This is a genomic window from Streptomyces sp. NPDC048483 (genome assembly GCF_040651455.1).
In the GTDB taxonomy this organism is placed as follows: Bacteria; Actinomycetota; Actinomycetes; order Streptomycetales; family Streptomycetaceae; genus Streptomyces.
In genome coordinates this window covers 67,810-94,500 of sequence record NZ_JBEZJZ010000014.1, presented here as the reverse complement: position 1 = coordinate 94,500, position 26,691 = coordinate 67,810, and the positions used below count along the sequence as shown (strand labels likewise).

Genomic DNA, 26,691 nt, shown 5'->3' with positions numbered 1-26,691 from the left:
CCTCCCGCTGGGCATCCGAGCCGACCCCGGAAAGAGCCGCACGCCATGACCTCCACCGCCGACTACGCGCACCTCCGCGCCCAACTGGACACCCTCACCACGGAGGCCTACCGCCCCGACCTCGCCGACATCGACCACCGCTCCACCCTGGAGATCGCCCGCACGATGAACGCCGAGGACGCCACCGTCCCCGCCGCCGTCGCGGCCCGGCTCCCCCAGATCGCCGCCGCCATCGACGCCACCGCCGAGCGGATGGCGGGCGGCGGCCGCCTGATCTACGCGGGCGCCGGCACGGCGGGCCGCCTCGGCGTGCTGGACGCCAGCGAGTGCCCGCCGACCTTCCACACCGACCCCACGCAGGTCCGCGGGCTGATCGCGGGCGGCCCGTCCGCCATGGTCACCTCCGTCGAGGGTGCCGAGGACAGCAGGGAACTCGCCGCCGAGGACCTGACCGCGCTCGCCCTGACCGGCCAGGACACCGTCGTCGGCATCTCCGCCTCCGGCCGCACCCCGTACGCCATAGGCGCCGTCGAGCACGCCCGCGCGCTCGGCGCCCTCACCATCGGCCTGTCATGCAACGCCGGCTCCGCGCTGGCCGCGGCCGCCGAGCACGGCATCGAGGTCGTCGTGGGTCCCGAGCTGCTGACCGGCTCCACCCGGCTCAAGGCCGGCACGGCCCAGAAGCTCGTGCTCAACATGCTCTCGACCATCACCATGATCCGTCTGGGCAAGACCTACGGAAACCTGATGGTCGACGTCCGCGCCTCCAACGACAAGCTACGGGCCCGCTCGCGCCGCATCGTCGCGCTGGCCACCGGCGCGTCCGATCCGGAGATCGAGGCCGCGCTCGCCGCAACGGACGGCGAGGTCAAGAACGCCATCCTCACCATCCTCGGCAAGGTCGACGGCCCCACCGCGGCCCGCCTGCTCGACGCGTCCCACGGCCACCTCCGGGCCGCCCTCGAGTCCGCCGCCACACACTGACCGCACAGCAAGGCACCCCACATGCCCGAAGACACGAACCGAGACACCGGCCGAGACGCCGACCAAAACACCGACCGAGACACCGGCCGAGACACCGGCCAGGACAAGAAGCAGGACAAGAAGCAGGACGCCCACCGCGCCCTTGCCGCCGCGCTCCTCCCCCTCGTCGGCGGCGCCGGGAACCTCACCTCCATCGCCCACTGCATGACCCGCCTCCGCCTCGGCATCCGGGACCGCTCGCTGGTCCAGGCCGCCGCCCTCCAGGCCGTGCCGGGCGTCATGGGCGTGGTCGAGGACGACACGTACCAGATCGTGCTGGGCCCCGGAACGGTCGCCCGGGTCACCCCGGAGTTCGAGCGCCTCGTCGAGGAGACCCGCACGGCCGACGCCCCGGCCCCGGCCCCCGCCCCCGCCCCCGTAAGCACCTCCGCTCCCGCCCCCGCTCCCGCCCCCGCTCCCGCCCCCGCGACCACGGCCGCCGGCCTCGCCGCCCAGGGCGCCGCCCTCAAAGCCGGACGGAAGGCCAAGAACGCCACCCCCGCCAAGCTCTTCCTCCGCCGGATCGCCAATATCTTCGTCCCGCTGATCCCGGCCCTGATCGGCTGCGGCATCGTCGCGGGCATCAACGGCCTGCTGGCCAACCTCGGCTGGCTGCCCTCGGTCGTCCCGGCGCTGGCCGCCATCGCCTCCGGCTTCATGTCGCTGATCGCCGTATTCGTCGGCTACAACACCGCCAAGGAATTCGGCGGCACCCCGATCCTCGGCGGCGCGGTCGCCGCCGTCATCGTCTTCCCGGGCATCGCCACCATCACCGCCTTCGGCCAGAAGCTCGCCCCCGGCCAGGGCGGCGTCCTCGGCGCACTGGCCGCCGCCCTCCTCGCCGTCCAGGTGGAAAAACGCTGCCGCAAACTGGTCCCCCCGGCACTGGACGTCCTCCTCACGCCCACCCTGACGGTCCTGGTCACCGGCCTGGTCACCGTCTTCGGCCTGATGTACGTCGCCGGAGAGGTCTCCACCGCCATCGGCACCTTCGCCGACTCGCTGCTCGCCCACGGCGGCGCGATCGCCGGCTTCCTCCTGGGCGGCCTGTTCCTCCCCCTGGTCATGCTGGGCCTCCATCAGGCCCTCATCCCCATCCACACCACCCTCATCGAGCAGCAGGGCTACACCGTCCTGCTCCCCATCCTCGCCATGGCCGGCGCGGGCCAGGTCGGTGCCGCGATCGCCGTCTACCTCCGCCTCCCCCGCAACGGCTCGATCCGTACGACCATCAAGTCCGCCCTCCCCGCAGGCTTCCTGGGCGTCGGCGAACCCCTCATCTACGGCGTCTCCCTCCCCCTCGGCCGCCCCTTCATCACCGCCTGCATCGGCGGCGCCTTCGGCGGTGGCTTCATCGGCCTCGTCAACCAGCTCGGCAACACCGTCGGCTCCACCGCCATCGGCCCCTCCGGCTGGGCCCTGTTCCCCCTGGTCAAGGGCAACCACGGCATCGGCCTCACCGTCGCCGTCTACGCCCTGGGCCTGGCCGTCGGCTATCTCGTCGGCTTCCTCGCCACCTACTTCTTCGGCTTCAGCAAGCAGATGCTCACCGACCTGAACGCCGCCCCGGAAGCCCCGGAAGCCTCGGAAGCCCCCGCCACCCCGCCCGACGCCCCGCCCGACGCCACGCACACCGGCCCGTCCACCGCCACGCCCACCGCCACGCCCACCGGGCCGTCCGCCGGGCCGGACACCCCCACCCCCGACGACTCGTCCTCGGGAGAGGAGCCGGTACCCGTCTGACGCCCCGTCCGATACGGCGCCCACGCGTCCCGTACGGCGCCGGTCACCGGCCGGCACCGTACCCACGCCCCTCACGGCAGCCTGCTCGCCTGATTCGCCTCGGCCACCTTGGCGCGCAGTTCGTCCCACGGCCCGGCGGGACGCAACGCACCGGGCGGGCAGTCCCACTCCCGCCCGCCCCCAGGAGGCCGCAGCTGCACATACGGCCCCTCCTGGCCCATCACCTTGCCGATCCGCCCGTCCCGCCCGTCCACGGCGTAACGGCCGCCCACCACCCTCACGGCCGTCGCTCGGCCAGCACGTCGACGAGCCGGCGGGCGGTGTCGAGGTTGCACCGCCCCAGCTCGATGAGCGGCCTGATCGCACGGCTCAGCTCCGACACCGGATCGACCCCCAGCGACGGCAGGTTGACGCCCACCGCCCGCAGCGCGCGGTCCAGTTCCGCGACGACCTCCTCGGCGCCCCGCGACTCGTTCCCCGCGGCCCCCGCGGCCCCCGCGCTCTCCACTCCCACCATCTCTCACCCTTCACGCTGGGTTTCCCATTACCCACCCAGCGTGGCGAATGCCGGTCTAGCCTGGCCAGAGGCGCAGATCCCACATCCGAACGTGTAAGACAGGGAGTTGCTGCGATGCCCGGACCCAAGAAACTCGACCCGTCCTCCTCCCCCCGCGCCATGCTCGGCGCCGAACTGCGCCACCAGCGCGACAAGGCCGGACTGACCCAGGACGAGCTGGGCGCCTTCCTCTTCGCCAGCGGATCACTCATCGGCCAGCTGGAGGCCGGTACGCGGCGGATGATGCCGGAGTACGCCGAGAAGTTCGACGAAATCCTCAAGACGGACGGCTACTTCGCCCGCAACTGCGAGGCCGCGACGAAGTCCAAGTACCCGGACCACTTCGCCGAGGCGGCGGAGGCGGAAGCGATCGCGGCCACCATCAAGGAGTACGCGCCGCAGCTCATCCCCGGCCTGCTCCAGACGAGGGCGTATGCGCGGGCGGTGTTCCGCGCGTACCAGCCGACGGCGACGGAGGACGTCATCGACGAGCTGGTGGAGGCACGACTGGAACGCGGACGCCTCCTCGACGATCCCACAACCCCGTTTGTGTGGGCGGTCCTTGACGAGGCCACGCTGCGCCGCGAGGTCGGCGGCCCCGCGGTGATGGCGGAGGCCCTGCGCCATATCGCGGACCTGGCCCGCCGCCACCGGATCATCGTGCAGGTGATCCCGTTCTCGGCGGGGGCGCACCCGGCGATGGAAGGCGCCCTCAAGCTCATGTCCTTCGAGGACGCGCCCCAGCTCGTCTATCTCGAAGGGCTGGAAACAGGCCAGCTGGAGGACGACCCGGCCACGGTCGCCCGCCACCGACGGACCTACGAGCTGCTCACGGCCAACGCGCTCTCGCCTCAAGAATCCCTGGCATTGTTCGAATCAATGGCAGAGGATTACGAACATGGAGAGCATCGGACATGAGTACGACCTGACCAGTGCCACCTGGACCAAGTCCACCTACAGCGGCGGCGACGGGGGCGACTGCCTGGAGGTCGCCCGCGACTTCCCCGGCGCCGCCCGCTGGCGCAAGTCCAGCTACAGCGGCGGCAGCGGCGGCAACTGCCTCGAAGTCCGCGACGACCTGACCGGCATCGTGCCCGTCCGCGACTCCAAGGACCCGCACGGCCCGGCGCTCGCGTTCCGAATACCGGCCTGGTCGGCATTCGTCGCCGACATCAAATCGGGCGCCCTGCACCGCGCCTGATTTACCCGCTCGGAGGGCCGGGGCTCAAGTCCCGTCCTCCGAGCCCTCTTTCCAAGGAATGGGCGGAAGAAAACTACCCACCCACCCTCCCAACCCCCGCGCGCACCAGCGCACATGACTTTCCGTGATCGGCTTGCGACGACGCGTCGCGTCGGTCTAGCGTGCGTCACAACAGCACCCACACATGCGACGACCCCGACAGGTGGTAGCACACCTGCCAGGGCCTAACCATCAAGATCGAAAAGAGCGATCTCATGGCTTCGGCAGACTCTAGCGCTGCGCTGCCCGCGCACGCATCCCAGGCCCCCCACCCCGCCGCAAAACCCGGCTACGGAAAACGGGGCGCCCCCGATCAACAACCCCAGCACCCCACCGACTTCGCCCACCTCCCCCGGCGCGAGGCCTCCATCGCGGCCTACCTCGACCGCCTCCCGGACGGCGCGGACATCTCCGTAAAGACGCTGGCCAAGGTGTTACCGGACTACGGCCAGTGCGCCCTCCGCACGGCCCTCCGCCGCCTCTCCGAGGCCGGCCACCTCCGCCGCATCACCGAGACCCTCCCGAGTGACGACGGCAGCGTGCGCTGGGTGACACGTACCTACTTCTCCCGCACGCCCCGCGACGACGCCTGGTGGACGTCCTTCCACACCGGAAACGTCCCCACCCCCGACCCGGCCCCACCACCGCCTCCCCCATCGCCCCAACGCCGCTCCCACTCCCACTCCCACTCCCGCACCCGGGCGTACGACCTCCTCGCCGCCCTCGGCCGCGCCGAACCCCGCCTGACCCTCTCGGCCGCCGACTGCGCCTCCCTCGAACCCCTCGCCGAGGAATGGCTGGCCCGCGGCGCCACCCCGGACCACTTCCTCCGCGCCCTGACCGCGGGGCTCCCCCCGGAGGGCGTCCACCACCCGGGCCGCTTCACCCGCAGCCGCCTACTCACCAAGCTGCCGCCACCCGCACCGGAGGCGGCCCCGGCCGCGCGCCCACCCCTCCGCATCATGGAATGCACCGTCTGCCGCGCCCCCGGCCGGCCCGAGGCCCTCCCCGGCGGCATCTGCGGAACCTGCCGCGGCGAGCCCCTACGCCACCCCTCCCCACTCGACCCGAGCCCCACCGACATCCACACCCGCGTCCAGCACCTACGCGACTTGAGCGCCGTCTAGGTGTACCCGGTCATGAGGTGGGTTGCAGTTGGCTGATCGGCGGCCGGCCTCCGAGGGCTGAGTGGCGTCGTTCGTTGTTGTAGTGCTCGAGCCAGGGGTTGAGCGCACCCCACCTTTCCGCCTCACGCAACGTGAGGGTCAGGTCGGATCCGTGAATCTCGCCCTACCCCAACGATGCGACCAACGTGGTGACCGGGTACAGCGCGAGGCGGCCCACGCCTACGGACCGATCCACCCTGGTCAGCAGCGGCGGCACGCGCCAGGAGCCGACCGCGGGAACGATCATGAGCCATTCACCGGGCTCGTTCCGTACACCTCATAGATCCGTATGCCTCGCAGATCCGCATACCTCACAGATCCGAGTGCCGCACAGATCCGAGTGCCGCACAGATCCGTATGCCCCGCAGATCCGTCCTGGCGAATTCGACGAATTCCAGGAGGTCCCCGATGTCTTCCCTCGTCGCCGAGGCTTCACTGAGGGGAGCTGCCGCCCTCTGCGCCCTCCTCAGCGCCGTCGTCCATCTCCTTCTCGTCCCCGAACATCTCCAGGAAGTGACCTACATAGGAGTCCTGTTCCTTGTCGGCAGCATTGCGCTGCTCCTCGCCGCCGCAGGTCTCGCGCGACGGAACCCCGTACCGGCATGGGTGCTGGGGACGCTGATCAACGCCGGCATGATTCTCGGCTTCGCGCTGTCCCGTACCGTCGGGCTGCCGGACTACCAGGAACAAGGCTGGGACCCTCCCTACGGGATCCTGTCCGTCGTCTCCGAAGTCGCGTTCATCGCCGCCTTTGCCGCCTGGTACGGCGTGGTGAGGACGCGCCCTTCGCCGACTGCGACCACCCGCCCGGTCACGTCCGTGCGCGTTCCGTAACCGGATCCTCCGGTACGGGCGACCGGGGGAGAATGGCATCGTGGTCTTCCGTAGCCGCCAGGCAATCCCCTGGCCGGGGCGGACCGTATACAAGGGTATGCAGAGGTTGCAGCTCCCGGTCGGACGCATCCCGGACGAGGCGCTGCTGGCTGGTCTGGCCACGGGCGACCCCGAGCTCGCCGTCACGTTCGTACGGCGTTTCCAGCACACGGTCTTCGGCGTGGCCATCGCGGTCACCCGCGACCCGCAGCTCGCCGAGGACATCTCCCAGCAGACCTTCGAGCGTGCGTGGCGGCACGCGCAGATCTACGACTCCCGCCGTGGATCGGTAACGACCTGGCTGACGACCATCGCGCACAACCTCGCCATCGACGCCGTCCGTGCGCGTCGGCCCGAGCCGGTCGCTCCCGAGGACCTCGACGCGCTCCTGGACGTGGTCACCGAGACCCCGGAGCAGCGGGCGCTCGCCGACGAGGCGTCGTCCGCCCTGCGGGCCGCGGTGGCGCGCCTGCCGCGCGAACAAGGCCGCGCTTTGGCAATGGCGGGCATCTACGGGATGACGGCCCAGCAGATCGCCGACTGGGAACACATCCCCCTGGGCACCGCCAAAACGCGCATCAGAACCGCAATGGCAAAGCTGCGCACCACTCTCACTCCACCGAACCCCACCCCTCCACCTCCCACTCCTCCCCCTCCCGCGTCTCCAAAGCGAGGCGGCCATGCCTGAGAACCTGAACCCGAACCTGAGCTGCGACCAGCTGCACGAGACTGGTGCCGAGCTGGCACTGGGCGTGCTCTCGGGCCGGGAGCGGGCCGAGGCGACCGCCCATCTGGACCGCTGCGCGGACTGCCGGGAGTACATCGAGCAGCTTGCCCTCGTCGGCGACGGCCTGCTCGGCCTGCTGCCCGGCAGCGAACCGCCGGCGGGCTTCGAAACCCGGGTGGCGCGCCGGCTGAGCCAGGCCACCGCGGCACGCGACGGACGCGTGCCCGCCAGCAGCACCGGACTCCGACGCCCGGGCTTCCGCAGAGCCGCACGACTACGCATCGCATCCGCCGCGGCCGTACTCGCACTCGGCTTCGGGTTCGGCGGCTGGGCCCTCGGCACAACCATCGAAAACATGGCGTCCGGCCCCGAACGTCCCGTCCAGACCGGCTCGGAAATGCTGCAGGCGAACCTGACCGGAGCCGGTGCGCAGCATGGCCAACCGGCCGGTGAAATCTACGCCCACCCCGGCTCCCCGTCCTTGGTCTTCATGACCGTCGACCTCGACGACGCCGGCATTCCGTACACCGGCAAGGTCACCTGCCTGCTGGAGCGCACCGACGGCACCACCGTCCGACTCGGCACCTTCACCCTGCACGACGGCTACGGCTACTGGGGCGCCCAGGCCTCCGTGGACCTCTCCACAATCACCGGCGCCCGCCTGACCACGGCCGACGGCCGCATCCTGGCCACCGCACATTTCGGCGGGCGGTGAGCACTCCCTTTGTCCGCTCAGCCGCTGACCGGCACTTGCACTTCGTCCCGGATCTTGCTCGCCGTATCGGCAAGTGCCTGAAGGTCGACCGCCTTCGGATCCTTGGCCGGATCGGCGGCGTCGACCTGGGCGACGCTGGCGGTCGTACTGGACGTCCCCCAGACACAGAATGGGAAGGTGATTTTCTGCCCCGCCTGGTTCTTCATGTCAACCCCGCAGGTCAGGGGTTTCCCGCCACCGCTGGGCGTGAACTTCTTCTCAGGAACACCGACTTCGGAACCTGGGGCATCCGACATTCCCCCAATCATGTTCTCAACGCCCGCGTCGGCGTCATCGATGGTGCCGTACATCCCCATCACCACCAGCGACTTGGTACCCGACGTGTACTGACCACCCACCGTACGCAGGCCATGGGCATTCGCTCCATCATGTGGCACCTGAGAATCCGCCTGCTGGGATATGTCCTTGGCGAGCGCGTACTCCCCACCAACAAGCGACTTCGGCACCGTAATCTTGTACTTCGGCCCGGCAGATGGCTTACCCGTACCCCCACCGCCACCACCCGCAGAAACCGCGACCGAGGCCACCCTCCCAATCACCAACACCCCAACAATCGCGCCGATAATCCCCCACACCTTCCCGGCATTACGCTTCGGCGGAGGCGGCGGCACCATCCCAGTCCCGCCATACCCATACACCCCCTGCTGCGGCACCCCGTAGGGACCCGGCTGCCCATACGCCCCCGGCGGCACTTGCCCTCCGGACCCCTGCGGCCCACCCACCGGCGCGCCGTACCCTGGCGCGTTCCCGAAGCCAGATTGCGGCTGCCACGGTGTGCTCATTTAAGTCCCTCATTCATCTTTTGTGATTCCATGGATTTCTCGCCCACAGAACTCACCGCCTCCAACTCCGGGAATTCTATGCCACCACCGTCGTTCTACCGGCACGAAATTCATCACGCCGCCCAATCGGGAATTTTCAAGTGTATGCAACTTTGAGAGTTACGTAGGCAGCATGCCCACATAACTCTCCCTGAAGTCTTGACCCACTTCCCGAATCTCCGGGTCATTACTCGAACAGGCCCGGTCGACCAGTTTGGAGAGAGTTTCCCATGCCCCTACGTAAGCCAGCATGTCGGCGAGCCTCAGATAGTCGTCGGAGTCTGCTTCAGCCAGAAGATCCAGGACGATTTCATTCAATTTTCCCAGGATGCCGTCATTGCGAGCGGCCCTAATTACCTCCCGCGCGTCAGCAGCCCATCCTTGGGAAAGGGAATATTCGACCAGTTCTTCGAGCAGCTTGAGTACGTCACCTGGAAACAGTCGCAAAAATGTCATGGCAGCGGATCGGTCCCACGAGGAACTTCCCCTCAAGGCACTGGTCAACATCTCGATTCGCGATGACGACTGGTAGACCTCCGCGCGGCATCGCGCCACTTCTCGCTCGGCGGCCAACAACTCTTCCCACTTACTCATCTCAAATTCCCTTAATCTCGCTAATTGAGCTTTGTGCCTATGTTCTCCCAGTTCATTCCCTTGATTAGTCCTTGATACTCGTCGAACGACATTCGCCGCGTTGGATAGATGGTGTGGTGGCCGAGTGCCCGTGGCCCACCGACGCCTCTGCCGTCGGCGATAACGCCAAGCCCTTCAGGGAGAGGGCCATTAGGGCTACGCACCTGCCCCTTCAGCCCGATTCGCCCTGCATTCTCCACCGTGTCGAATGACGAGAGCCCTTGCACGTCTAGGTCCCTCAGATTGCTAGCCGTTGGGGGATTCACGAAGCCCTCGGCATCTACATCTATGTCTTTCCCAGGGCGCACTCGTGGCCCGCCAACCGTGTGAAGACTACATGGAGTCAGGCCGAGCGGATCGACCCATGCGTGAGGGTTGGACACGTAAGACGTGGGATTTGGACCAGGGTTTAGCCCCAAAGGGTCCGGTGATAGGTACTGTGCCGCGTCCGGAGAATAGTGTCGGTGGTAGTTGTAATGGAGTTCAGCTTCACGATCGAAGTATTGTCCCGGGAACCGGAGAGGCGTGTACGCCGAGGCGTCAGAGTTCCAGGAAGTGGTACCCCAAAGTGTTGTCCGCGCAGACCACGCAATATCGCCAGACTCGACAACTAGTTCACTGGGCGTGCCGATCAGATCAGTGATGATAGCGAAGAATCGTTGGTCGATGATTTGTTGGGGTGCTTCAGAAGGTACAGACGTGACTACCTTACGTTCAGCCTGGGCGAGGGGAGCTAGGCCTTTGTGATCCCAAGTGAGAACGATGGCTTGGTCTGTCCCAGCCGCGCGCGCCACCTGCTCCGTGAGTGTGGAGCCATCCCAAGTGAAGTCGATCTGCTCAGCGACTGTAGCGGCATCAGGCGTCAAGGACTGTTTGGCTGTTCGGCGGCCAAGGGGGTCGTAGAGGTAGCGCCAGGTGGTGCCGTCGGGTGTGACGACGGAAGTCATGCGGTCTTCTGCATCCCAGGTGTAGTGCCAGGTGTCGGGTCTCTGGGAGAGGCGGGTTTTTTGGCGGAGGGTGACGCGGCCGAGAGAGTCGTGTTCGTAGCGGATGCGGCCAGCGCGGGTGATGCGGGTGCCCTCGTATGACCTTTCCCCTCGTGCTGAGGGGCTAGCGTGGCGACCGGGCCAGGTGGCGTGGGTTTGGTTGCCGGCTTCGTCGTAGGCGTAGGTCTCAGCCCAGTCGGTGGCACGGACAGCGGTGACGCGGCCAGCGCGGTCGAGGTCGAAGGTGTGGCGGCCGGTGTGGGAGTCGTTGACGGCGGTGAGGTTGCCGTCGGGACGGTAGGTGTATCCGCGGTGGACGAGCCGTTGTGCTTCGGAGGCGGCGTCTGCTGCTGGGGCGGCCCCGGTGGGGGACTGGCGCGCGCTGGTGGCTGCTGTGTTGAGGAATTGGGCTGTTGGGGTGGCCGTCAACGACTGAGCTACGAGGCGGCCGGTGGGGTCCCAGGTGTGGGTGAGGTTGAGGTTGTCGCCGATGGTGCGGGTGAGTTCTTGGCCGGCGGCGTCGTGGTCGAAGGCGAGGGCGTGGCCAGAGATGTCCATGGCCGTGCGGTTGCCGGCGGCGTCGTAGGTGTAGGTCGTGGTGTGGCCTGCAGGCGTGATGCGGGAGGCGCGGCGGCCCAGGGCGTCGTAGGTGAACGTCATGGTGCGGCCGTTGACCGACTCGCTGGTGACGCGGCCCAGGACGTCGCGGGTGTAGGTGACGGTGGCGTCCGGGTTGGCTGCCTGGTGCAGATTGCCAGCTGCGTCGTAGGCGTAGGTAGTGACGAGACCTGCGGCGTCCTTGTGTGTGATGCGGCTGAGGGTGTCGCGGGTGTAGGTGGTGACCTCACCCAAGGTGTTCGTTCGGGTGGCCAATTGACCGGCGGCGTCGTGCGCGTAGGTGAGGACGCGGTCGTCGAAGTCCGTTTCCGATATCAGGCGGCCGGCGCCGTCGTAGCTGTAATTCCAGTTCAGGCCTTGGGGGTTGGTGACCTGGGTGAGGCGTAGTTCGGTGTCGTGGGTGAACTCGTGGCGGACACCGTCGGGGTCGGTGCGGGCCGTCAGCAGGTCGAAGTGGGTGTATTCGAAACGGGTGGTCTGGCCGATGGCGTCGGTGTGGGTGAGGCGGTTGCCTTCGCCGTCGTAGGTCCATTCCTCCATGGCGCCTGATGCGTCGATGCGGGCGGCGAGTTTCCCTTCGACCGTCCACACCATGTGGGTGGTGTCGCCGAGGGGGTTGGTGATGGAGGTGGTGCGGCCGAAGGCATCGTGGCGGTAGTGGGTGGTGGCGCCGAGCGGGTCGACGGCCATCACCGGCAGCCCGGCCTCGTTGCAGTAGAGGTGGGTGGTGTTGCCGAGTGCGTCAGTGACGGAGGAAACGTGGCCGCGGGAGTCGTGGGTGTAGGTGGTGGTGGCGCCAGCGGGGTCGGTGGAGGAGGTGCGGTTGCCGTCGGCGTCGTAGGTGTGGGTCCAGATGGTGCCGTCCGGGCCGGTGACGCTCAGCGGGTGGCCGTCGTCGCTGTAGGCGGTGGTAGAGGTGGTGCCGTCGGGGAGGGTGACGGCGGTGGGGCGGCCCTCGTCGTCGTAAGTGAAGTGGGTGGTGCGGCCCAAGGGGTCGATGGTGGAGAGGACGCGGTGCTTGGCGTCGCGGACCGTGCGGGTGGTGGCGCCGGTGGGGTCGGTTTCCGCGACGATCTGGTGGCGGTCGTTGACCTCGTAACGGGTGATGCCGCCCTGGGAGTTGTGGAACAGGTTCGTGCGCAGGCCCGATACGGGGTCGGGGTCGTCGCCCCAGCTGAAGTGGGCGCGGAGGTGGCCTTCGATTCCGCCCTGTGAGGTGCAGCGGTCCTGGTCGTCGTAGACGTAGCTGTAGCTGCTGTTGTTGGTGTCGGTCCAGGACGTGATGCGGCCGTGCTCGTCGTAGGTGAAGCGAAGGGGCAGGCCGGAGGAGTTGGTGGTGCTGGTGAGGTTGCCGGCTTCGTCGTAGCCGTAGGTCATCAGGAGCTGGTCGGTGCCGTCGGGGGCGGCGCCGGCCAGGTGGAGGGCGGTGATGCGGCCGTTGTCGGTGGTGAGCAGGAGGCGGTAGCCGGCGCTGTGGGTGATGGCGGTGGGGGTGCCGTCTTCGGTGTAGTCGAAGGTGTGGTGGTTGCCGCGGCGGTCGGATATCTCGTCGAGGACGGCGAGGTCTTCGGTGTAGGTGGTGAAGTAGCGGCGGGTGCCGGTGACCGGGTCGGTCAGGAGGTAGTCGCCGTCCGGGGTGCGCTCGAGCGGGTGGCCGTCGCCCTCGACGGGGAGGGTGGGGACGCCGACGGCCGGGTGCGGGTAGAGGTGGAAATCGCCTTCTTCGCCGATGAGGATGACACCCTCGGAGTCGATCTCCAGACGCTGGTCGACGGTGCTCATCCACGTCGGGCCGAACCAGCGGCCGGTGCGGTACGAGGACTCGAAGGTGCGGGTGAAGGTGAGGGGGAGGCTGCCGGGAAGGGTGATGTCGGTCTGCGGCAGGATCATCCGGCCGGTGGCCATGTCGATAGGGTCGTTGCCGAAGGTCTTGCACCAGGCAGTGCGGAGCCGGTCCCGGATGGTGCGCTTGCCGCCTTGCTCGGCGGCCTCTCGCGCGGCCCCCTTGGCGGCATCTTTTGCCCCCGCCTTCAGAAGCCCCTTGCCGACGGCCCCGGCGCCCTTGCCCCCGACGAGGTTGGCGACAAATGCCCCACCCGCGTCCCACGGGTCGCTGCCCCAGCCCTCACCGAGCATCCCCTTGGCCATGCGGCCGGGATGGGCGGCGGCACTGGCCAGGCCGAGGCCGGTCTTGGCGACGTTGGCCAGGTACAGATTGGGGTGGGCGAGGTTGTACGGCTCCGTCGGGTTCAGGGTGCGGGCCAGGTTGACCGTTTCGACCACGGCCTTGCCCGCGCCGCCGACGACGTGCATCAGGCCGATGCCGCCTTCCGCGAGGCCGTCAGCGGCGTCCCAGGCCGACTTCTTGAGGAATGAGGGCTCCTTCGGGGCGTGGTCCAGCGCGTTCTTGAGGGCGTTACCTGCCTTCTCGGCGGCTTCGTTACGCTGGCTGCGGGCGTTCTTGAGGATTTCCTGGGCCTCTTTGCGGCCCGCGTCACCGGGATCCTTGAAATCGCCGGGCTCTTGTGGCCTGGCGCCCGGGTCGGATCCGCTGTCCACGGCGCTCTTGTAGGCCTTCACCTTCGCGTTGTACGCCTCGACCTGGTGAATGCGGGCGTCGAGCGCCTTCTTGCTCTTGCCCTCGGCCGCCTGCCACGCATCGATGGCCGACTGGGCCTTCTTCTGGGCCCAGTGGACGGTATCGGCGTACGCATCGAGGGCCTTCCACGCCGCCTCGCAGGCGTCCGCGGTCCGCATCCACTGCTTGGGGTGCGCATCGAACTTCTCGTGGAAGCTTTCGGCGGCCTTGCCCTTCCAGGACCCGGCATCCAGTTTGCGGATTCCCTGCCCGACACGTTCGAAGGCCGCGTAAAAGTCCTTCAGATGCGCCGCGGATTCATTGATCTTGGCGACGTCGCCGTGGATCAGCTCCTTGGGGTCGTCACTCTCACCCAGCTGCCGCTCGTCGACCTGCGCGCCCAGTGCGTCCGCGGCATCCTCGCCGACCGAGCGGACGGCGTCGGCCGCGCCGTCCGCACCGACATATTCGAGTCCGTCGGCAGTCTTGTCCGCCGCGTACTCGATGCCCTCACCGACCGCCTTCTTGGCGCCATCGACCGCGTCGCCGACCTTGTCGGCAGCGGAATTGATCCCGTCCCCGATGTCCCCGAGAAGGCCCATCAGTTCTTACCCCCGTTGTGCTGTAAGCAGTGGATGTGCAGTGGCGGCTGTGCACCGGTGTCTCAGGAACCGTCGTGGCCATGGCCGTGGTCGTCGGCCTGGGCCTGAAGATCACGGGCCTGTTTCAGCGGCCGCAAGGCCCAGTTGTGGTCCACGTCACCCGCCCACTTGGACGTCGAGAAGTCCTCACCTGTCTGCTCCGCCGCTTGCTTCACTTCCTGGAAGGCCTGCTGCGATTTCCGGGAAGTGGGGTCCCAGTCCGCGTCATCGAACTGGGTGACCGCGTTGTCCTCGCCGACCTGTTTCCACGTCCGATGCTTCAGCCGTTCCTCGGTCATCGTCGGGTCACCCATCAGCAAGGCATTAGCCCCGACCTTCAACGTCGTCGAAACGTACTGCTCCTGCTCGTGATAAAGACCGGCCGACAAATCAAGACGACGCGCGAATTCATCGGCCTCATGAATGAGCAGGCGAACACCCCAGCCCCAGCGCTCACAGAACGAATCGAATACGGAACTCACGTCGGCGTGACCGGCCTCCATTCCCGAGAGCGCCAACTTGTCGAATCCCTGGCCAAGTTGGGCGCTGGTGTCGAAACCGAGTTCCTTCAGCTCCGCAATCGCGTCGTGGATACCCTTGGTGACCTGCTTCAGGGCATCGGGGTCCAGCTCATAACCTTCGACGGACGTCATGCCGCACCTCCCTCAGTGAACGCGACAGGCCGCCCGCCGGCGGAGTTCGGCTCGGCGAGGTCGATCGCAGCAGAGTCCGGAACGATGCCGCTGACCGGCGGAAACAGCATCGGCTGCTCGCTTCCCACGTTTACGGCCACGCCCGCGGGACCCTCGATGGCGGGGATGACGACGTCCAGGAGACGTGCGCCGACGGCGCGTACGTACTCCAGCTCGGTGTCAGGTGCGGCACCGCGGGCCACGGCGAAATGGGACAGCGCCTCTTCGTCGGTGAAGGCGTACAGCCAGCGGATTCCGGACATCTCGGCCGACATGAGGGAATCGTTCACGACCGGGATGAATACCGAGGCGCGTCGGAATTCCCCCACCAAGGCGGCCGGATTCAGCTCCCCCTCATGAGCTGCCGCTATCTCGTCAGTCAAGTACATGGCGAACCCCCCGATTCCCCTCGCGCGTTGACACCACCATGACACATGGCACTGACACTGCGAGTCGAACACGCCAGCGACAAAACCGGCCCTATGGTTCTTTCGAATTCAATAAAGACGGCTCAACGGCTGGCCATCGCCGATGCGGAGGTGCTGGCCGGCGAGCGGACGCTGCCGGAGATCGCGGTGCGCTGCGGCTTCGGATCCGGCGAGGCATTTGGCCGGGCGTTCCGGGTCGTGCACGGCGTGGGCCACATCGGCAGGAGGAGTGAACTCGACTACTACCGCGGTGTGGTGACGGGTCCTCCCGGGCCCGAGGATCTGGACACGCTCACCGTCCCGGCCGGAGCCGGAGATTCGGCGCACCCGGCCGTCGGCGGACGGGACGCAGACAGCGAGAACCTTGAGGAAGGCCGAAACGACAGCGGCGGCGAGGCGGGCCGACGCCCCTCGCCGCCGCAGCGCCCGACAGTCCTCAGCAGCCGACGGACCAGGTGTGGGAGCCACCCTTGTCGTTCGCGCCGCCGTTGTAGCCGATCTCCTGCCCGGGAGCCAGACACAGGGTCACGTGTCCCTGCAGTTCACGGCCGTCGTACACCTTGACGTGGTCCTTGACGCCCGGCCCGGAGACGCCGTGGTTCGCCCACGAGGAGTCTTCGTTGGACATGTCGCCCTCCCACCAGTGATCGTCGCCACTGTGCTCGATCTTCATGCCCTGGAAGTTCGCGTCCGTCCAGACGCAGAAGTAGCCGCTGCGACAGTCCGCTGCCTCAGCGGCGGACGAGGTGGCCAGGGCGGCGCCGGCGGAGATCAGGGTGGCTGCGAGGACGGCGGTGGTGCGCTTCATGGTGCGGGGTCTCCCTTGGATGGGTGGTGGTTGAGCAGAGCCGTGGCTCCGGTGAGGGCATGTGCGCGCAGCCGCCGCCAGTCGGCGATCTCGGCGCGGTGCCGGGCGCGGACCTCGGCGAGGCTGCGGTGGGTGTGGGCGGCTTCGGGCTTGAGGTTGTTGACGGTCACCGACGCCCGGAACCAGCGGCGCTCATCGCCGTAGAGCCGCCGCTGGGCGGCGGCCAGGCAGCCGTCGGTGTGGGCGCGTACGACATAGCCGGTGGGCAGGGTGAGGGACAGCTCCGTCCGGCCCGTACCGAAGAGCGCGGCGGTGACCCGCTGTTGGGCCTTCCGTCGCTCGGCGGTGTGCGGCGGGCGCTGCCCGGCGCGGGGCGGGGTGAGGCCCTGGCGGGTGAGGCAGGCGTCGGTGAGGAGCCGGGTGGCGGTCTTGATCACGTCGTCCGGGGCGGGACGGGGCACCGGGGCCGGGGCCTGGCCCGTACAGCCGGTCAGGAGGCAGCTGGCAAGAAGGAGGCCGGAGAGGAGGCAGCCGGTCAGGAGCAGGGGGCGGGCCAGTAGTCCGGCGGTCCGCATACGAAGGCGCATCCGCGGATCAGCCCGGCTCGCAGCCCATTTTGGTGTCGCTCACGCCGTCGAACTTCGTCCCCCAGGCGGTCCAGTTGTTGTCGTAGTCGTCCGGCCGGATCTCCCGGTAGAGGCAGCGCCCGCCGGGCTGGTAGCTGATGGCGTAGACGCTGACGGGGGCGTGGGAGTCGAAGGAGTAGGCGTGCCGCTGCACGCGGGGGTCGGCCTCGCGGTAGCCGGGTGGGCTGTAGGCCCAGGCGCCTCCTGAGCCCATCTGGTGGGGCTCGGGCCAGAAGTGCACCTGGCCCGGCGGCACCGCCTGAGCGGCAGGCGCGGCCAGGCCAGCGGCAAGGACGGTAGCGAACACCGCGGCGGCGGTGGCGAGTTGACGCATACGGGAGGTCCCCCGGGGTGGCGGTCGATCTGGGCCTGATCACGCTCCCCGCGGGTTGTGCAGGTATGCGCCAGGCCACTCCCCAACTGATGTGCGTCGTAGCACCCGCACAGGTGACTGGTACTGGTACTGGTACTCCACAGCCCTGGCGTGGGCCCTGCCTCAGGCGTACTTGCCCATCTCGCTTGCCTCCAGCGCCGCCTTCTCGTTGACGCCGATCACATAGCCGTCGAGGTCGCGGAAGTAGAACATCCGCTGTCCGGTGTGGTCGGCGGTGAGTTCCTTGACGATCTCGGCGTTCTCGGCGATATGGCGGTGGGCGGCGTCGAGGTCGTCGACGGACAGGTAGAACATGCCGGCGAAGCCGATGGGGGTGTCCTTGAGGACCGGGAGCCAGTGCTTGAGATCCTCGTTGCGGTAGATCATCGCGCAGAAGTCGCCCTCGAAGAGCAGCATGTGGATGTCGTCGCCGGGGCGCGCGGCCCGGGAGTCCACGTCGAAGCCGAGCTTCTTGTAGAAGGCGAGGCTGGCGGCGGTGTCCTGGACGCTGATGCAGGGCGCGAAGGGCATATGGGTTCACCAAACGTCAAAGAGGGGGCAATTGGGACAAAGGTTAGCCCGCTGCCCGCCCTTCCCCGCCCGACCTTCGGTCGGAACACGCCCATCACCGCACCCATCGCCGCACCCGGCACCCGGCACGCGGCAGGCCGACCTCGGTACGCGCATCGGCGGAGCCGGCCGCGATGGCTCCCCCGAATCGCCGCCGCGACAGCCCCAAAAACGCCGCCGGGGCGGCACCCCTCGTACGAAGGGTGCCGCCCCGGCGAACGGGTGGACCTGCGGTCCGCGAGGACCGGCAGTCTGATCCGGTGGGCCGGATCAGAAGTCCATGTCACCGCCCGGCATGCCGCCGCCGGCCGGGGCAGCGCCCGCCTTCTCCGGCTTGTCGGCGATGACGGCCTCGGTGGTCAGGAACAGCGCGGCGATGGAGGCGGCGTTCTGCAGGGCAGAGCGGGTCACCTTCGCCGGGTCGATGATGCCCTCGGCGATCATGTCGACGTAGTCGCCGGTGGCGGCGTTCAGGCCGTGACCGACGGTCAGGTTGCGCACCTTCTCCACGACGACGCCACCCTCGAGACCACCGTTGACGGCGATCTGCTTGAGCGGGGCCTCCAGCGCGAGCTTCACGGCGTTGGCGCCGGTCGCCTCGTCACCGTCGAGCTCGAGCTTCTCGAAGACCGCGGAGGCCTGGAGCAGGGCCACGCCACCGCCGGCGACGATGCCCTCCTCGACGGCCGCCTTCGCGTTGCGAACGGCGTCCTCGATGCGGTGCTTGCGCTCCTTGAGCTCGACCTCGGTGGCGGCACCGGCCTTGATGACGGCCACGCCGCCGGCCAGCTTCGCCAGACGCTCCTGGAGCTTCTCGCGGTCGTAGTCCGAGTCGCTGTTCTCGATCTCGGCACGGATCTGGTTGACGCGGCCCTGGACCTGGTCGCTGTCGCCGGCACCGTCGACGATGGTGGTCTCGTCCTTGGTGATGACGACCTTGCGGGCGCGGCCCAGGAGGTCGAGACCGGCGTTCTCGAGCTTGAGGCCGACCTCCTCGGAGATGACGGTGCCACCGGTGAGGATGGCGATGTCGCCGAGCATGGCCTTGCGGCGGTCACCGAAGCCCGGGGCCTTGACGGCAACGGACTTGAAGGTGCCACGGATCTTGTTGACGACCAGGGTCGACAGGGCCTCGCCCTCGACGTCCTCGGCGATGATCAGCAGCGGCTTGCCGGACTGCATGACCTTCTCGAGCAGCGGAAGGAGGTCCTTCACGTTGCCGATCTTGGAGTTGACGATCAGGATGTACGGGTCGTCGAGCGACGCCTCCATACGCTCCATGTCGGTGGCGAAGTACGCCGAGATGTAGCCCTTGTCGAAGCGCATACCCTCGGTGAGCTCCAGCTCCAGACCGAAGGTCTGGGACTCCTCGACGGTGATGACGCCTTCCTTGCCGACCTTGTCCATCGCCTCGGCGATGAGCTCGCCGATCTGGGTGTCGGCGGCGGAGATGGAGGCGGTGGAGGCGATCTGCTCCTTGGTCTCCACATCCTTCGCCTGCTCCAGCAGGGCGGCGGAGACGGCCTCGACGGCGGTCTCGATGCCGCGCTTCAGCGCCATCGGGTTCGCACCGGCGGCGACGTTGCGCAGGCCCTCGCGGACCAGAGCCTGGGCCAGGACGGTCGCGGTCGTCGTGCCGTCACCGGCGACGTCGTCCGTCTTCTTCGCGACCTCCTTGACCAGCTCGGCGCCGATCTTCTCGTACGGGTCCTCGAGCTCGATCTCCTTGGCGATGGAAACACCATCGTTGGTGATCGTGGGGGCGCCCCACTTCTTCTCGAGGACGACGTTACGGCCCTTGGGGCCGAGGGTGACCTTGACGGCGTCGGCGAGCTGGTTCATCCCGCGCTCGAGACCGCGCCGTGCCTCCTCGTCGAACGCGATGATCTTGGCCATGTGAAGTGGTCCTCCCGGACATCGGGGTGGATTGCTCCGGACCGCGCTGGCGCCCGCGACGGACGGCCTGCATGCCGTGTGGTTCCTTGCCCCACCCGATCTGCGGACCTCGCCGACCCGATCCTTGGTTATCACTCTCACCCGGAGAGTGCTAACGCAATGATTAGCACTCGACCCCCTCGAGTGCAAGCGTGCGGATGGGTGGGCGGGGGGCTGGGGGGCCGGGGTGGCTACCCGCCCCGCACGCAAGAAGGCCCGCACCCCCTCAGGGGTGCGGGCCTTCTTGACGCTGCAGTCGGTCGGCGCCTCAGCCGGCCACCCGGACCATGTCCGCCTGCGGCCCCTTCTGGCCCTGCGAGATCTCGAACTCGACCCGCTGACCCTCCTCAAGGGTGCGGTAGCCGTCCATCTGGATCGCGCTGTAGTGGACGAATACATCCGCACCACCGTCGACCGCGATGAAGCCGTAGCCCTTCTCCGCGTTGAACCACTTGACGGTGCCCTGAGCCATGCCTAACTCCCCTATTACTGGCCCTTGCGCAGGACCGCACTCCGCGGACCCGGGTCAGACCTCACCCCTCGAAAGGCCCGTGGGGTGTGCGCCGGAACGCGTCGACCGCCGCTGAATGTATCTGCACCAATGCCCAGCGCAACAGGTCAATCGGACGAGAATTCCGGCGCCGGAGAATCCGCAATTATGCAGCCAAGTCGCATTACGCCAGGGCAAGTCGGGCCGGGCATAGCTCACGTATCCGACAATTCCTGCACACGCTTCGGGCACAACTCATCGCGATCAGATATGCGTGGGGCACGCGCGCGGAGTCGTACGAGGGTCATACGCAGGTTGTACGAGGGCTCGTACGAAGAAGATCGCCCCCATGGTATCGCCTTTCACGACATGGAATTGCCCCATCCACTTTTGGGTGGATGGGGCAATTCCAGTCACGCAGGACGAGAGATGGCGCAAATCAACTCGTTCAGCAGCCGCCGGCCACCGCCGGAATGATGGAGACGCCCGCGCCGTCCGGCGTCGGCGTCTCCAGGCCCTGCTCGAAGCGGACGTCGTCGTCGTTGACATAGACGTTCACAAAGCGGCGCAGCTTGCCCGCGTCGTCCAGCACACGGGCCGCGATCCCGGTGTGGTTCTTCTCCAGGTCGGAGATCACCTCGGAGAGGGTCGCGCCCTCTGCGGCGACCTCGGCCTCGCCGCCGGTGTACGTGCGGAGGATGGTGGGGATGCGGACCTTGACGCTCATGGGTTCTGCCTTCCAGCGACTGCGGGGTACGAGTTCAGGGGGGAGGGGCCGGGGCTCAGCCGGACAGGTCGGCCGCGCGGAACGCGTCCAGGCTCGGCCGGATGGTGGCCGTGGGCCCGGCAGCGACGGCGTCAAGCGTCTTGAGGCCGTCACCGGTGTTGAGGATGACGGTGGTCAGGGCCGGGTCGAGCAGACCCTCCTCGACGAGCTTCTTGGTGACGCCGACGGTCACGCCGCCCGCGGTCTCCGCGAAGATCCCTTCCGTCTGCGCCAGCAGCCTGATCGCGTCCACGACCTGCTCGTCGTTGACATCCTCCACCGCACCGCCCGTACGCCGCGCGATGTCGAGCACATACGGCCCGTCGGCCGGGTTGCCGATGGCCAGCGACTTGGCGATGGTGTTCGGCTTCTGAGGGCGTACGACGTCGTGCCCGGCCTTGAAGGCCGCGGAGACCGGCGAGCAGCCCTCGGCCTGGGCGCCGAAGATCTTGTAGGGCTTGTCCTCGACCAGGCCGAGGGCGATCAGCTCCTTCAGCCCCTTGTCGATCTTGGTGAGCTGGGAACCGGAGGCGATCGGGATGACGATCTGGTCCGGGAGCTGCCACCCCAGCTGCTCGCAGATCTCGTACGCCAGCGTCTTGGAACCCTCGCCGTAGTACGGGCGGAGGTTGACGTTCACAAAGCCCCAGCCCTCGCCCAGCGGGTCGCCGATGAGCTCCGAGCAGAAGCGGTTGACGTCGTCGTAGTTGCCCTCGATGCCCACCAGATCGCCGCCGTAGACCGCGGCCATGACGACCTTGCCGGCCTCCAGGTCGTGCGGGATGAAGACGCAGGACTTGAAACCGGCGCGGCGGGCCGCGGCGCCGACCGCGCCCGCGAGGTTGCCGGTGGAGGAGCAGGACAGGGTGGTGAACCCGAAGGCGCGGGCGGCCTCGACCGCGATCGCGACGACGCGGTCCTTGAAGGAGTGCGTCGGGTTACCGGAGTCGTCCTTGACGTACAGGCCGCCGGTGATGCCCAGCTCGGCGGCGAGCCGGTCGGCCTTGACCAGCTTGGTGAAGCCGGGGTTCAGGTTCGGCTTGTCGGCCACATCGGCGGGGACGGGCAGCAGCGGGGCGTAGCGCCAGATGTTGTCGGGGCCGGCCTCGATCCGCTTCTTCAGGCCCTCAGGGTCGCCGCTCGGGAGGTCGTACGCCACTTCGAGCGGCCCGAAACATTCCTGGCAGGCGAAAATGGGACCGAGATCGAAGCGCTGCCCGCACTCGCGGCAGGAGAGCGCGACGGCCGGGCCCAGAGCGACAGTGGGAGCATTTGCGGCGGTTTCGGTGACTTGCACAGCCATGGAGGCGAGGCCCTTTCTCCTCATCTTCCTCGCGACGCATCTCGCCGCGAGACGGACTTGGCACCTTCCCTAGCCGGGAGCCTCGCGCGCGCTGTAACTGCGGCGGAGACCGGCTGGAGGGTTGCCGGGGCTTCAACGGGCCGTATCCCTCTGCCCCTCTGGATGAGCGGTATGGCACTGGGCCGAAACCCAGGCGTTTGTGGCGGTGACCCCGGCATGCGACGGTCATCCGCGTTGTTCAAGACTGTAACCGAAGGCACTGACACTTGAGATAGTCGTCCGCACCGCGAGATGGATCACACAATGGATCACCCATGCGCCGCTGATCCGGCGGCCACCAAGGAGTCGTAGACGTGCTGGAAGAGGTGGAGCGCTGGCTTGGCAGCCGCTCCTGGTCGGCGGCCGACCGTCCACTCGGGCGGCTGCTGGAGGCCAAGCGCCAGACGAACCGCACGGTCAGCGTAGTCCTGCCGGCCCTCGACGAGGAGGCCACGGTCGGCGCGATCGTCACGGCGATCCGCCGGGACCTGATGACCGACGCCGTCCCCCTGGTCGACGAGCTGGTGGTGCTGGATTCGGGCTCCACCGACCGTACGGCCGAGGTCGCGGCGGCCGCCGGCGCCAGGGTCGTCCACCGGGACAGCGTGCTCCCCCGTATTCCCGCTCTCCCCGGCAAGGGCGAGGTCCTGTGGCGCTCCCTGCTCGCCACCTCCGGCGACATCGTCTGCTTCATCGACGCCGACCTGCGCGAATTCTCCGCCACCTTTGTCTCCGGCATCGTCGGCCCGCTGCTGACGGACCCCGACATCCACTTCGTCAAGGCGATGTACGACCGCCCGCTGGACACGGGCGGCGAAGGAGCCGGCCCCGGCCAGGGCGGCCGCGTGACGGAGCTGGTCGCCCGTCCGCTCCTCAACCTCCACTGGCCCCAGCTGGCCGGCTTCGTCCAGCCCCTGGGCGGCGAGTACGCGGCCCGCCGTTCCCTCCTGGAGCGCCTGCCCTTCCCGGTGGGCTACGGCGTCGAGCTCGGCCTTCTGGTCGATGCCCTGCACACGGTCGGCCTGGACGGCCTCGCCCAGGTGGACGTGGGCGTCCGCAAACACCGCCACCAGGACGGCCAGGCCCTGGGCCGGATGGCCGCCGCCATCTACCGCACCGCCCAGCTCCGCCTCACCCGCGGCCACCTGGTCCGCCCCCGCCTCACCCAGTTCGACCGCGGCGCGAACGGCTTCGTACCGCGCACCACGGACGTGGACACCGTGGAGCGGCCCCCGATGGCCGAGGTACCGGAGTACGCGGAGCGGCGGGCGGCCTGAGGCCCCTTTCCCGGCCGGTTTGCGTCGGCCGGTTTCCGTACGTTTGCGCGGATCGGTAGCGGGTTAATGTCGCGGCATGGTCTCCGAGCGCAGTGCGGTCCAGGGTGCGGTCCCGTCAGGTGCCGAGGTTCTCGTCGCGTCCAATCGCGGTCCGGTGTCCTACACCGTGGGGGAAGGCGGTGCGCTGACCGCCAAACGGGGCGGCGGCGGGCTGGTGTCCGGGCTCTCGGCCATCGGCCCCGATACGGATGCGCTGTGGGTGTGTGCGGCGCTCGGGGAGGGCGACCGGGAGGCCGTACGGCGGGCGGGCGGGGTCCTGGATCCGGCCGATACGGGCGGGCAGCGGGTCCGGATGCTGGATATTCCGGCGGACGTGCACGAGGACGCCTACAACGGAATTGCCAATTCCGTGCTGTGGTTCGTTCACCACATGCTGTATCAGACGCCGATGGAGCCGGTATTCGACACGGAATTCCGTGAGCAATGGGCGTCGTACGAGGAATACAACACGGCCTTCGCGGACGCGCTGGCGGAGTCCGCGGCGCCCGGTGCGGCCGTCCTCGTACAGGACTATCACCTGGCGCTGGTGCCCGGACTGCTCCGGGAACGCCGCCCTGACCTGCGGATTGCGCATTTCTCGCATACTCCGTGGGCGCCGGCGGAGTACTTTGCGATGCTGCCGGACGACATTCAGCGGAAACTGGTGGCGGGCATCCTCGGCGCGGATTGGGCGAATTTCCTGACCCAGCACTGGGCGCGGGCCTTCATGGACTGCTGCCAGTGGGCGCTGGGGGCGGAATGCGACGCGTACCGGCCGCGCGACGAGGATCCGTATCTCATCTCCACCTGGCTCAGGCCGCGCAAGACCCGTATCGGGGTGCACGGTCTCGGCGCCGACGCGGAATTCCTGCGCGAGCGGGCGCACCGCCCCGATGTCGACGAGCGGCTGGCGGCGCTGCGCGAGCAGATCGGCCGGACCGGCGGGACGGACCGGAAGACCATCGTCCGGGTCGACCGCACCGAGCTGTCGAAGAACATCGTGCGCGGCCTGCTCGCCTACCGCCGGCTGCTCGCCGACCGGCCCGAGTGGCGCGAGCGGGTGGTGCATATCGCCTTCGCCTATCCCTCGCGGCAGGACCTGGCCGTCTACCGGGAGTACACGGCGGAGGTCGCGCGCCTCGCCGAGGAGATCAACGCGGAGTACGGCACGGAGGGCTGGCAGCCCGTAGTACTGCACGTCAAGGACGACTTCGCGCGGTCGCTGGCTGCCTACCGGCTGGCGGATGTGGCGCTGGTCAATCCGATCCGGGACGGCATGAATCTGGTCGCGAAGGAAGTGCCGGTGGTCTCGGAGCGGGGCTGCGCGCTGGTGCTCTCCCGGGGAGCGGGCGCGTACTGGGAGCTGCGCGAGGACGCGATCGTCATCAACCCGTACGACATCAATGCCACGGCCGAGGCCCTGCACACCGCCCTGTCCATGGACGACACGGAACGGGCCGAGCGCAGCGCACGGCTGGCCGCGGCCGCCACCGCGCTGCCGCCGGCCCAGTGGTTCCTGGACCAGCTGCGCGCGTTGCGGGAGTGAGGCGGCGTCAGGTGGCGGCGGTCAGGTGGTCCGCCAGGGCACCCAGCAGCCCCACCACCCCCGTCGGCCCGTCCACCACCAGGTCGGCGCGCTCCGCCAGTTCGGTGACCTCGTTGCTGCCGCTGCAGACCAGGATGCCGGTGAGGCCTTCGGAGCGGAGCTTTTCGACGGCGCCGAAGGCGGCCAGGTCGCCCAGGTCGTCGCCGGCGTAGAGGACGGTGGCGGCGCCGGTTTCGTGGATCCAGTCGGCCAGGGCCACGCCCTTGTCCATGCCCGGGGGACGCAGTTCCAGGACGAGGCGGCCGGGTTCGACGATCAGGCCATGGCGTTCGGCGAGGGCGGCGAGCGGGCCGCGCAGCCGGTCGAAGGCGCCTTGGGGGTCGGTGGCGCGGCGGGTGTGGATGGCGATGGCGCGGCCGCCCTTGCGCTCGATGGCGGTTTCGACCCAGGTGCCGCGCCAGACGCCGGAGGCGTCGAGTACGCCGGGGAGTTCGGCCTGTATGGCGGCGACGCCGGGGTGCGGCGGCGGGGCGTGGACCGTGCCGGTGGCCGCTTCCCAGCGCTCGGCGCCGTAGTGGCCGAGGACGGTGAGGTGGTCGAGGCCGGGGACGGAGGCGAAGCCGCCGAGGCGGACCGCGACGGTGGCCGGACGGCCGGTGATCACGGCGGCGGCGCGCAGCCGCGGTACGAGGCGGCCGAGGGCGGCGGTGGCGCCGGCATGGGCGCAGGCCTTTTCCGGGTCGGGGACGATGTCGGCGAGGGTGCCGTCGAAGTCGAGGGCGATGACGGTGCGTTCGGGGTGGGCGAGGAGGTCGGCGAGCCCGTCGCGGCCGGCGCCGGTCTTCGGCGTGGGGAGGGCGCGCGGCGGCGCGGCGGAGTCCGGCGGCGGGGCGGACTGCGGGGTCGGTTCGGAGTTCGGCGTCGGCGCGGCGTTCCGGGGGCTGCCCATGGCGCCGACCCTACCGGCGGGCTGCGGGCGCACACCGGGTGTACGGGGGCATCGGGGCGGCGGGTCGGCACCCCCGTGCCCCGGGTGTGGTGTCAGCGGCGGGCGCGGCGGGCGTCGCGTATCCGGCGCAGGCGGTTGACGGTGACCGGGTCGTGGGCGAGCGCGCGGGGGTCGTCCAACAGGGCGTTCAGGAGCTGGTAGTAGCGTGTCGGGGAGATGCCGAGGCGCTCGCGGATGACGCGCTCCTTTGCCCCGGGGCCGGACCAGGAGCGGCGCTCGACGGCGAGCACCGCCGCGTCACGGGAGGAGAGCCCGGCGGCCTCGTGCTCGCCGCCCGTGCGGTCCGCAGCGCCGGCGTCGTCCGTGGCAGCGGCGTCGGTCGCGACGGCGGCGTCGTCCGTCGCGCCCCCGCCCGTGCCTTCGCTGCCGCCCGTCATGTCGGTACCGCCCCTCATCACATTCCCACGATA

The 26,691-nt window shown here is 68.7% G+C and carries 27 protein-coding genes, 2 pseudogenes and 1 riboswitch; of the genes and pseudogenes, 11 read left to right on the top strand and 18 right to left on the bottom strand.

Annotated features, from left to right (window positions below):
• The first annotated feature begins 45 nt into the window (after positions 1-45).
• On the top strand, positions 46-984 hold the full coding sequence (murQ, locus tag AB0D04_RS10680; RefSeq protein WP_362701653.1) for an N-acetylmuramic acid 6-phosphate etherase: 939 nt from the start codon (positions 46-48) through the stop codon (positions 982-984).
• 21 nt (positions 985-1,005) lie between these two features.
• A complete protein-coding gene (locus AB0D04_RS10675; protein ID WP_362701651.1) occupies positions 1,006-2,766 on the top strand; it encodes a PTS transporter subunit EIIC in 1,761 nt (586 codons plus the stop codon).
• A 71-nt stretch (positions 2,767-2,837) separates the two neighbouring features.
• On the opposite strand, the gene AB0D04_RS10670 is transcribed toward AB0D04_RS10675, so the two are convergent.
• Positions 2,838-3,038, bottom strand: a complete 201-nt coding sequence (locus tag AB0D04_RS10670; protein ID WP_362701750.1) for a hypothetical protein — start codon at positions 3,036-3,038, stop codon at positions 2,838-2,840.
• A gap of 5 nt (positions 3,039-3,043) precedes the next feature.
• Positions 3,044-3,283, bottom strand: coding sequence for a hypothetical protein (locus AB0D04_RS10665; RefSeq protein ID WP_362701648.1), 240 nt, complete (start codon positions 3,281-3,283; stop codon positions 3,044-3,046).
• A 114-nt stretch (positions 3,284-3,397) separates the two neighbouring features.
• Between AB0D04_RS10665 and AB0D04_RS10660 the strand changes: the two genes are divergently transcribed.
• From AB0D04_RS10660 to AB0D04_RS10650, 3 genes are all read left to right on the top strand, one after another.
• The gene (locus AB0D04_RS10660; protein ID WP_362701646.1) at positions 3,398-4,240 is read left to right on the top strand and encodes a helix-turn-helix transcriptional regulator; all 843 of its coding nucleotides are present in this window, start codon (positions 3,398-3,400) and stop codon (positions 4,238-4,240) included.
• Positions 4,221-4,523 carry a DUF397 domain-containing protein gene (locus tag AB0D04_RS10655; protein ID WP_362701643.1) on the top strand — a complete coding sequence of 101 codons (303 nt, stop codon included), beginning with the start codon at positions 4,221-4,223 and terminating at the stop codon, positions 4,521-4,523. The genes AB0D04_RS10660 and AB0D04_RS10655 overlap by 20 nt, the downstream gene beginning before the upstream one ends.
• A 254-nt stretch (positions 4,524-4,777) precedes the next feature.
• Positions 4,778-5,689, top strand: a complete 912-nt coding sequence (locus AB0D04_RS10650; protein WP_362701641.1) for a hypothetical protein — start codon at positions 4,778-4,780, stop codon at positions 5,687-5,689.
• Positions 5,690-5,699: 10 nt separating this feature from the next.
• Here AB0D04_RS10650 and AB0D04_RS10645 read toward each other — a convergent pair.
• Positions 5,700-5,810 (bottom strand): annotated as a pseudogene (locus tag AB0D04_RS10645) (integrase core domain-containing protein); the annotation flags it as partial.
• Positions 5,811-6,136: 326 nt separating this feature from the next.
• On the opposite strand from AB0D04_RS10645, the gene AB0D04_RS10640 reads away from it, so the two are divergent.
• The 3 genes from AB0D04_RS10640 to AB0D04_RS10630 all read left to right on the top strand — a co-directional run bounded on the left by AB0D04_RS10640 (position 6,137) and on the right by AB0D04_RS10630 (position 8,043).
• Positions 6,137-6,562, top strand: coding sequence for a hypothetical protein (locus AB0D04_RS10640; protein ID WP_362701639.1), 426 nt, complete (start codon positions 6,137-6,139; stop codon positions 6,560-6,562).
• Positions 6,563-6,659: 97 nt separating this feature from the next.
• Entirely contained in the window at positions 6,660-7,289 is a 630-nt protein-coding gene (locus AB0D04_RS10635; RefSeq protein WP_362701636.1) for a sigma-70 family RNA polymerase sigma factor, read from the top strand.
• A complete protein-coding gene (locus tag AB0D04_RS10630; protein ID WP_362701634.1) occupies positions 7,282-8,043 on the top strand; it encodes a hypothetical protein in 762 nt (253 codons plus the stop codon). Before AB0D04_RS10635 ends, AB0D04_RS10630 begins: the two co-directional genes overlap by 8 nt.
• Positions 8,044-8,060: 17 nt before the next feature.
• On the opposite strand, the gene AB0D04_RS10625 is transcribed toward AB0D04_RS10630, so the two are convergent.
• The 5 genes from AB0D04_RS10625 to AB0D04_RS10605 form a co-directional block, all read right to left on the bottom strand.
• Entirely contained in the window at positions 8,061-8,549 is a 489-nt protein-coding gene (locus AB0D04_RS10625) for a hypothetical protein (RefSeq protein ID WP_362701632.1), read from the bottom strand.
• A gap of 495 nt (positions 8,550-9,044) precedes the next feature.
• Positions 9,045-9,518, bottom strand: coding sequence for a hypothetical protein (locus tag AB0D04_RS10620; protein ID WP_362701630.1), 474 nt, complete (start codon positions 9,516-9,518; stop codon positions 9,045-9,047).
• A gap of 20 nt (positions 9,519-9,538) precedes the next feature.
• The gene (locus AB0D04_RS10615; RefSeq protein WP_362701627.1) at positions 9,539-14,341 is read right to left on the bottom strand and encodes a putative T7SS-secreted protein; all 4,803 of its coding nucleotides are present in this window, start codon (positions 14,339-14,341) and stop codon (positions 9,539-9,541) included.
• A 62-nt stretch (positions 14,342-14,403) separates the two neighbouring features.
• On the bottom strand, positions 14,404-15,033 hold the full coding sequence (locus AB0D04_RS10610; RefSeq protein ID WP_362701625.1) for a hypothetical protein: 630 nt from the start codon (positions 15,031-15,033) through the stop codon (positions 14,404-14,406).
• The gene (locus AB0D04_RS10605) at positions 15,030-15,461 is read right to left on the bottom strand and encodes an SseB family protein (RefSeq protein ID WP_362701623.1); all 432 of its coding nucleotides are present in this window, start codon (positions 15,459-15,461) and stop codon (positions 15,030-15,032) included. Before AB0D04_RS10605 ends, AB0D04_RS10610 begins: the two co-directional genes overlap by 4 nt.
• Positions 15,462-15,554: 93 nt before the next feature.
• Between AB0D04_RS10605 and AB0D04_RS10600 the strand changes: the two are divergent.
• Positions 15,555-15,713, top strand: a pseudogene (locus AB0D04_RS10600) (AraC family transcriptional regulator); the annotation flags it as partial.
• Between the two features lie 223 nt (positions 15,714-15,936).
• On the opposite strand, the gene AB0D04_RS10595 reads toward AB0D04_RS10600, so the two are convergent.
• From AB0D04_RS10595 to thrC, 8 genes are all read right to left on the bottom strand, one after another.
• Complete coding sequence (locus AB0D04_RS10595) at positions 15,937-16,308, bottom strand: peptidase inhibitor family I36 protein (RefSeq protein ID WP_362701621.1); 372 nt, start codon at positions 16,306-16,308, stop codon at positions 15,937-15,939.
• A complete protein-coding gene (locus AB0D04_RS10590) occupies positions 16,305-16,883 on the bottom strand; it encodes a hypothetical protein (RefSeq protein ID WP_362701618.1) in 579 nt (192 codons plus the stop codon). The genes AB0D04_RS10595 and AB0D04_RS10590 overlap by 4 nt, the downstream gene beginning before the upstream one ends.
• 19 nt (positions 16,884-16,902) lie before the next feature.
• The gene (locus AB0D04_RS10585) at positions 16,903-17,268 is read right to left on the bottom strand and encodes a hypothetical protein (RefSeq protein WP_362701616.1); all 366 of its coding nucleotides are present in this window, start codon (positions 17,266-17,268) and stop codon (positions 16,903-16,905) included.
• Between the two features lie 162 nt (positions 17,269-17,430).
• The gene (locus AB0D04_RS10580) at positions 17,431-17,838 is read right to left on the bottom strand and encodes a VOC family protein (protein WP_362701615.1); all 408 of its coding nucleotides are present in this window, start codon (positions 17,836-17,838) and stop codon (positions 17,431-17,433) included.
• Positions 17,839-18,147: 309 nt separating this feature from the next.
• Positions 18,148-19,773: a chaperonin GroEL gene (groL, locus tag AB0D04_RS10575; protein ID WP_362701612.1), complete on the bottom strand. Its 1,626-nt coding sequence runs from the start codon at positions 19,771-19,773 to the stop codon at positions 18,148-18,150.
• 307 nt (positions 19,774-20,080) lie between these two features.
• The gene (locus tag AB0D04_RS10570; protein WP_003986833.1) at positions 20,081-20,284 is read right to left on the bottom strand and encodes a cold-shock protein; all 204 of its coding nucleotides are present in this window, start codon (positions 20,282-20,284) and stop codon (positions 20,081-20,083) included.
• 466 nt (positions 20,285-20,750) lie between these two features.
• Positions 20,751-21,029: a MoaD/ThiS family protein gene (locus tag AB0D04_RS10565; protein WP_362701609.1), complete on the bottom strand. Its 279-nt coding sequence runs from the start codon at positions 21,027-21,029 to the stop codon at positions 20,751-20,753.
• 55 nt (positions 21,030-21,084) lie between these two features.
• The gene (thrC, locus tag AB0D04_RS10560; protein ID WP_362701607.1) at positions 21,085-22,371 is read right to left on the bottom strand and encodes a threonine synthase; all 1,287 of its coding nucleotides are present in this window, start codon (positions 22,369-22,371) and stop codon (positions 21,085-21,087) included.
• Positions 22,372-22,388: 17 nt separating this feature from the next.
• Positions 22,389-22,540, bottom strand: a riboswitch (SAM riboswitch).
• Positions 22,541-22,724: 184 nt separating this feature from the next.
• Between thrC and AB0D04_RS10555 the strand changes: the two genes are divergently transcribed.
• On the top strand, positions 22,725-23,687 hold the full coding sequence (locus tag AB0D04_RS10555) for a glucosyl-3-phosphoglycerate synthase (protein WP_362701604.1): 963 nt from the start codon (positions 22,725-22,727) through the stop codon (positions 23,685-23,687).
• A 76-nt stretch (positions 23,688-23,763) separates the two neighbouring features.
• Complete coding sequence (locus AB0D04_RS10550) at positions 23,764-25,272, top strand: trehalose-6-phosphate synthase (RefSeq protein ID WP_362701602.1); 1,509 nt, start codon at positions 23,764-23,766, stop codon at positions 25,270-25,272.
• 7 nt (positions 25,273-25,279) lie between these two features.
• On the opposite strand, the gene otsB is transcribed toward AB0D04_RS10550, so the two are convergent.
• Complete coding sequence (otsB, locus tag AB0D04_RS10545; RefSeq protein WP_362701601.1) at positions 25,280-26,221, bottom strand: trehalose-phosphatase; 942 nt, start codon at positions 26,219-26,221, stop codon at positions 25,280-25,282.
• A 92-nt stretch (positions 26,222-26,313) separates the two neighbouring features.
• Positions 26,314-26,658, bottom strand: a complete 345-nt coding sequence (locus tag AB0D04_RS10540; protein WP_362701742.1) for a DUF3263 domain-containing protein — start codon at positions 26,656-26,658, stop codon at positions 26,314-26,316.
• Positions 26,659-26,691 lie beyond the last annotated feature (33 nt).

Bases quoted from the DNA above. Each gene is read 5' to 3' on its own strand.
- murQ (WP_362701653.1), top strand. From the start codon at position 46: ATGACCTCCACCGCCGACTACGCGCACCTCCGCGCCCAACTGGACACC.
- AB0D04_RS10675 (WP_362701651.1), top strand. From the start codon at position 1,006: ATGCCCGAAGACACGAACCGAGACACCGGCCGAGACGCCGACCAAAAC.
- AB0D04_RS10665 (WP_362701648.1), bottom strand. From the start codon at position 3,283: ATGGTGGGAGTGGAGAGCGCGGGGGCCGCGGGGGCCGCGGGGAACGAG.
- AB0D04_RS10660 (WP_362701646.1), top strand. From the start codon at position 3,398: ATGCCCGGACCCAAGAAACTCGACCCGTCCTCCTCCCCCCGCGCCATG.
- AB0D04_RS10655 (WP_362701643.1), top strand. From the start codon at position 4,221: ATGGAGAGCATCGGACATGAGTACGACCTGACCAGTGCCACCTGGACC.
- AB0D04_RS10650 (WP_362701641.1), top strand. From the start codon at position 4,778: ATGGCTTCGGCAGACTCTAGCGCTGCGCTGCCCGCGCACGCATCCCAG.
- AB0D04_RS10640 (WP_362701639.1), top strand. From the start codon at position 6,137: ATGTCTTCCCTCGTCGCCGAGGCTTCACTGAGGGGAGCTGCCGCCCTC.
- AB0D04_RS10635 (WP_362701636.1), top strand. From the start codon at position 6,660: ATGCAGAGGTTGCAGCTCCCGGTCGGACGCATCCCGGACGAGGCGCTG.
- AB0D04_RS10630 (WP_362701634.1), top strand. From the start codon at position 7,282: ATGCCTGAGAACCTGAACCCGAACCTGAGCTGCGACCAGCTGCACGAG.
- AB0D04_RS10620 (WP_362701630.1), bottom strand. From the start codon at position 9,518: ATGAGTAAGTGGGAAGAGTTGTTGGCCGCCGAGCGAGAAGTGGCGCGA.
- AB0D04_RS10615 (WP_362701627.1), bottom strand. From the start codon at position 14,341: ATGGGCCTTCTCGGGGACATCGGGGACGGGATCAATTCCGCTGCCGAC.
- AB0D04_RS10610 (WP_362701625.1), bottom strand. From the start codon at position 15,033: ATGACGTCCGTCGAAGGTTATGAGCTGGACCCCGATGCCCTGAAGCAG.
- AB0D04_RS10605 (WP_362701623.1), bottom strand. From the start codon at position 15,461: ATGTACTTGACTGACGAGATAGCGGCAGCTCATGAGGGGGAGCTGAAT.
- AB0D04_RS10595 (WP_362701621.1), bottom strand. From the start codon at position 16,308: ATGAAGCGCACCACCGCCGTCCTCGCAGCCACCCTGATCTCCGCCGGC.
- AB0D04_RS10590 (WP_362701618.1), bottom strand. From the start codon at position 16,883: ATGCGGACCGCCGGACTACTGGCCCGCCCCCTGCTCCTGACCGGCTGC.
- AB0D04_RS10585 (WP_362701616.1), bottom strand. From the start codon at position 17,268: ATGCGTCAACTCGCCACCGCCGCCGCGGTGTTCGCTACCGTCCTTGCC.
- AB0D04_RS10580 (WP_362701615.1), bottom strand. From the start codon at position 17,838: ATGCCCTTCGCGCCCTGCATCAGCGTCCAGGACACCGCCGCCAGCCTC.
- groL (WP_362701612.1), bottom strand. From the start codon at position 19,773: ATGGCCAAGATCATCGCGTTCGACGAGGAGGCACGGCGCGGTCTCGAG.
- AB0D04_RS10570 (WP_003986833.1), bottom strand. From the start codon at position 20,284: ATGGCTCAGGGCACCGTCAAGTGGTTCAACGCGGAGAAGGGCTACGGC.
- AB0D04_RS10565 (WP_362701609.1), bottom strand. From the start codon at position 21,029: ATGAGCGTCAAGGTCCGCATCCCCACCATCCTCCGCACGTACACCGGC.
- thrC (WP_362701607.1), bottom strand. From the start codon at position 22,371: ATGGCTGTGCAAGTCACCGAAACCGCCGCAAATGCTCCCACTGTCGCT.
- AB0D04_RS10550 (WP_362701602.1), top strand. From the start codon at position 23,764: ATGGTCTCCGAGCGCAGTGCGGTCCAGGGTGCGGTCCCGTCAGGTGCC.
- otsB (WP_362701601.1), bottom strand. From the start codon at position 26,221: ATGGGCAGCCCCCGGAACGCCGCGCCGACGCCGAACTCCGAACCGACC.
- AB0D04_RS10540 (WP_362701742.1), bottom strand. From the start codon at position 26,658: ATGACGGGCGGCAGCGAAGGCACGGGCGGGGGCGCGACGGACGACGCC.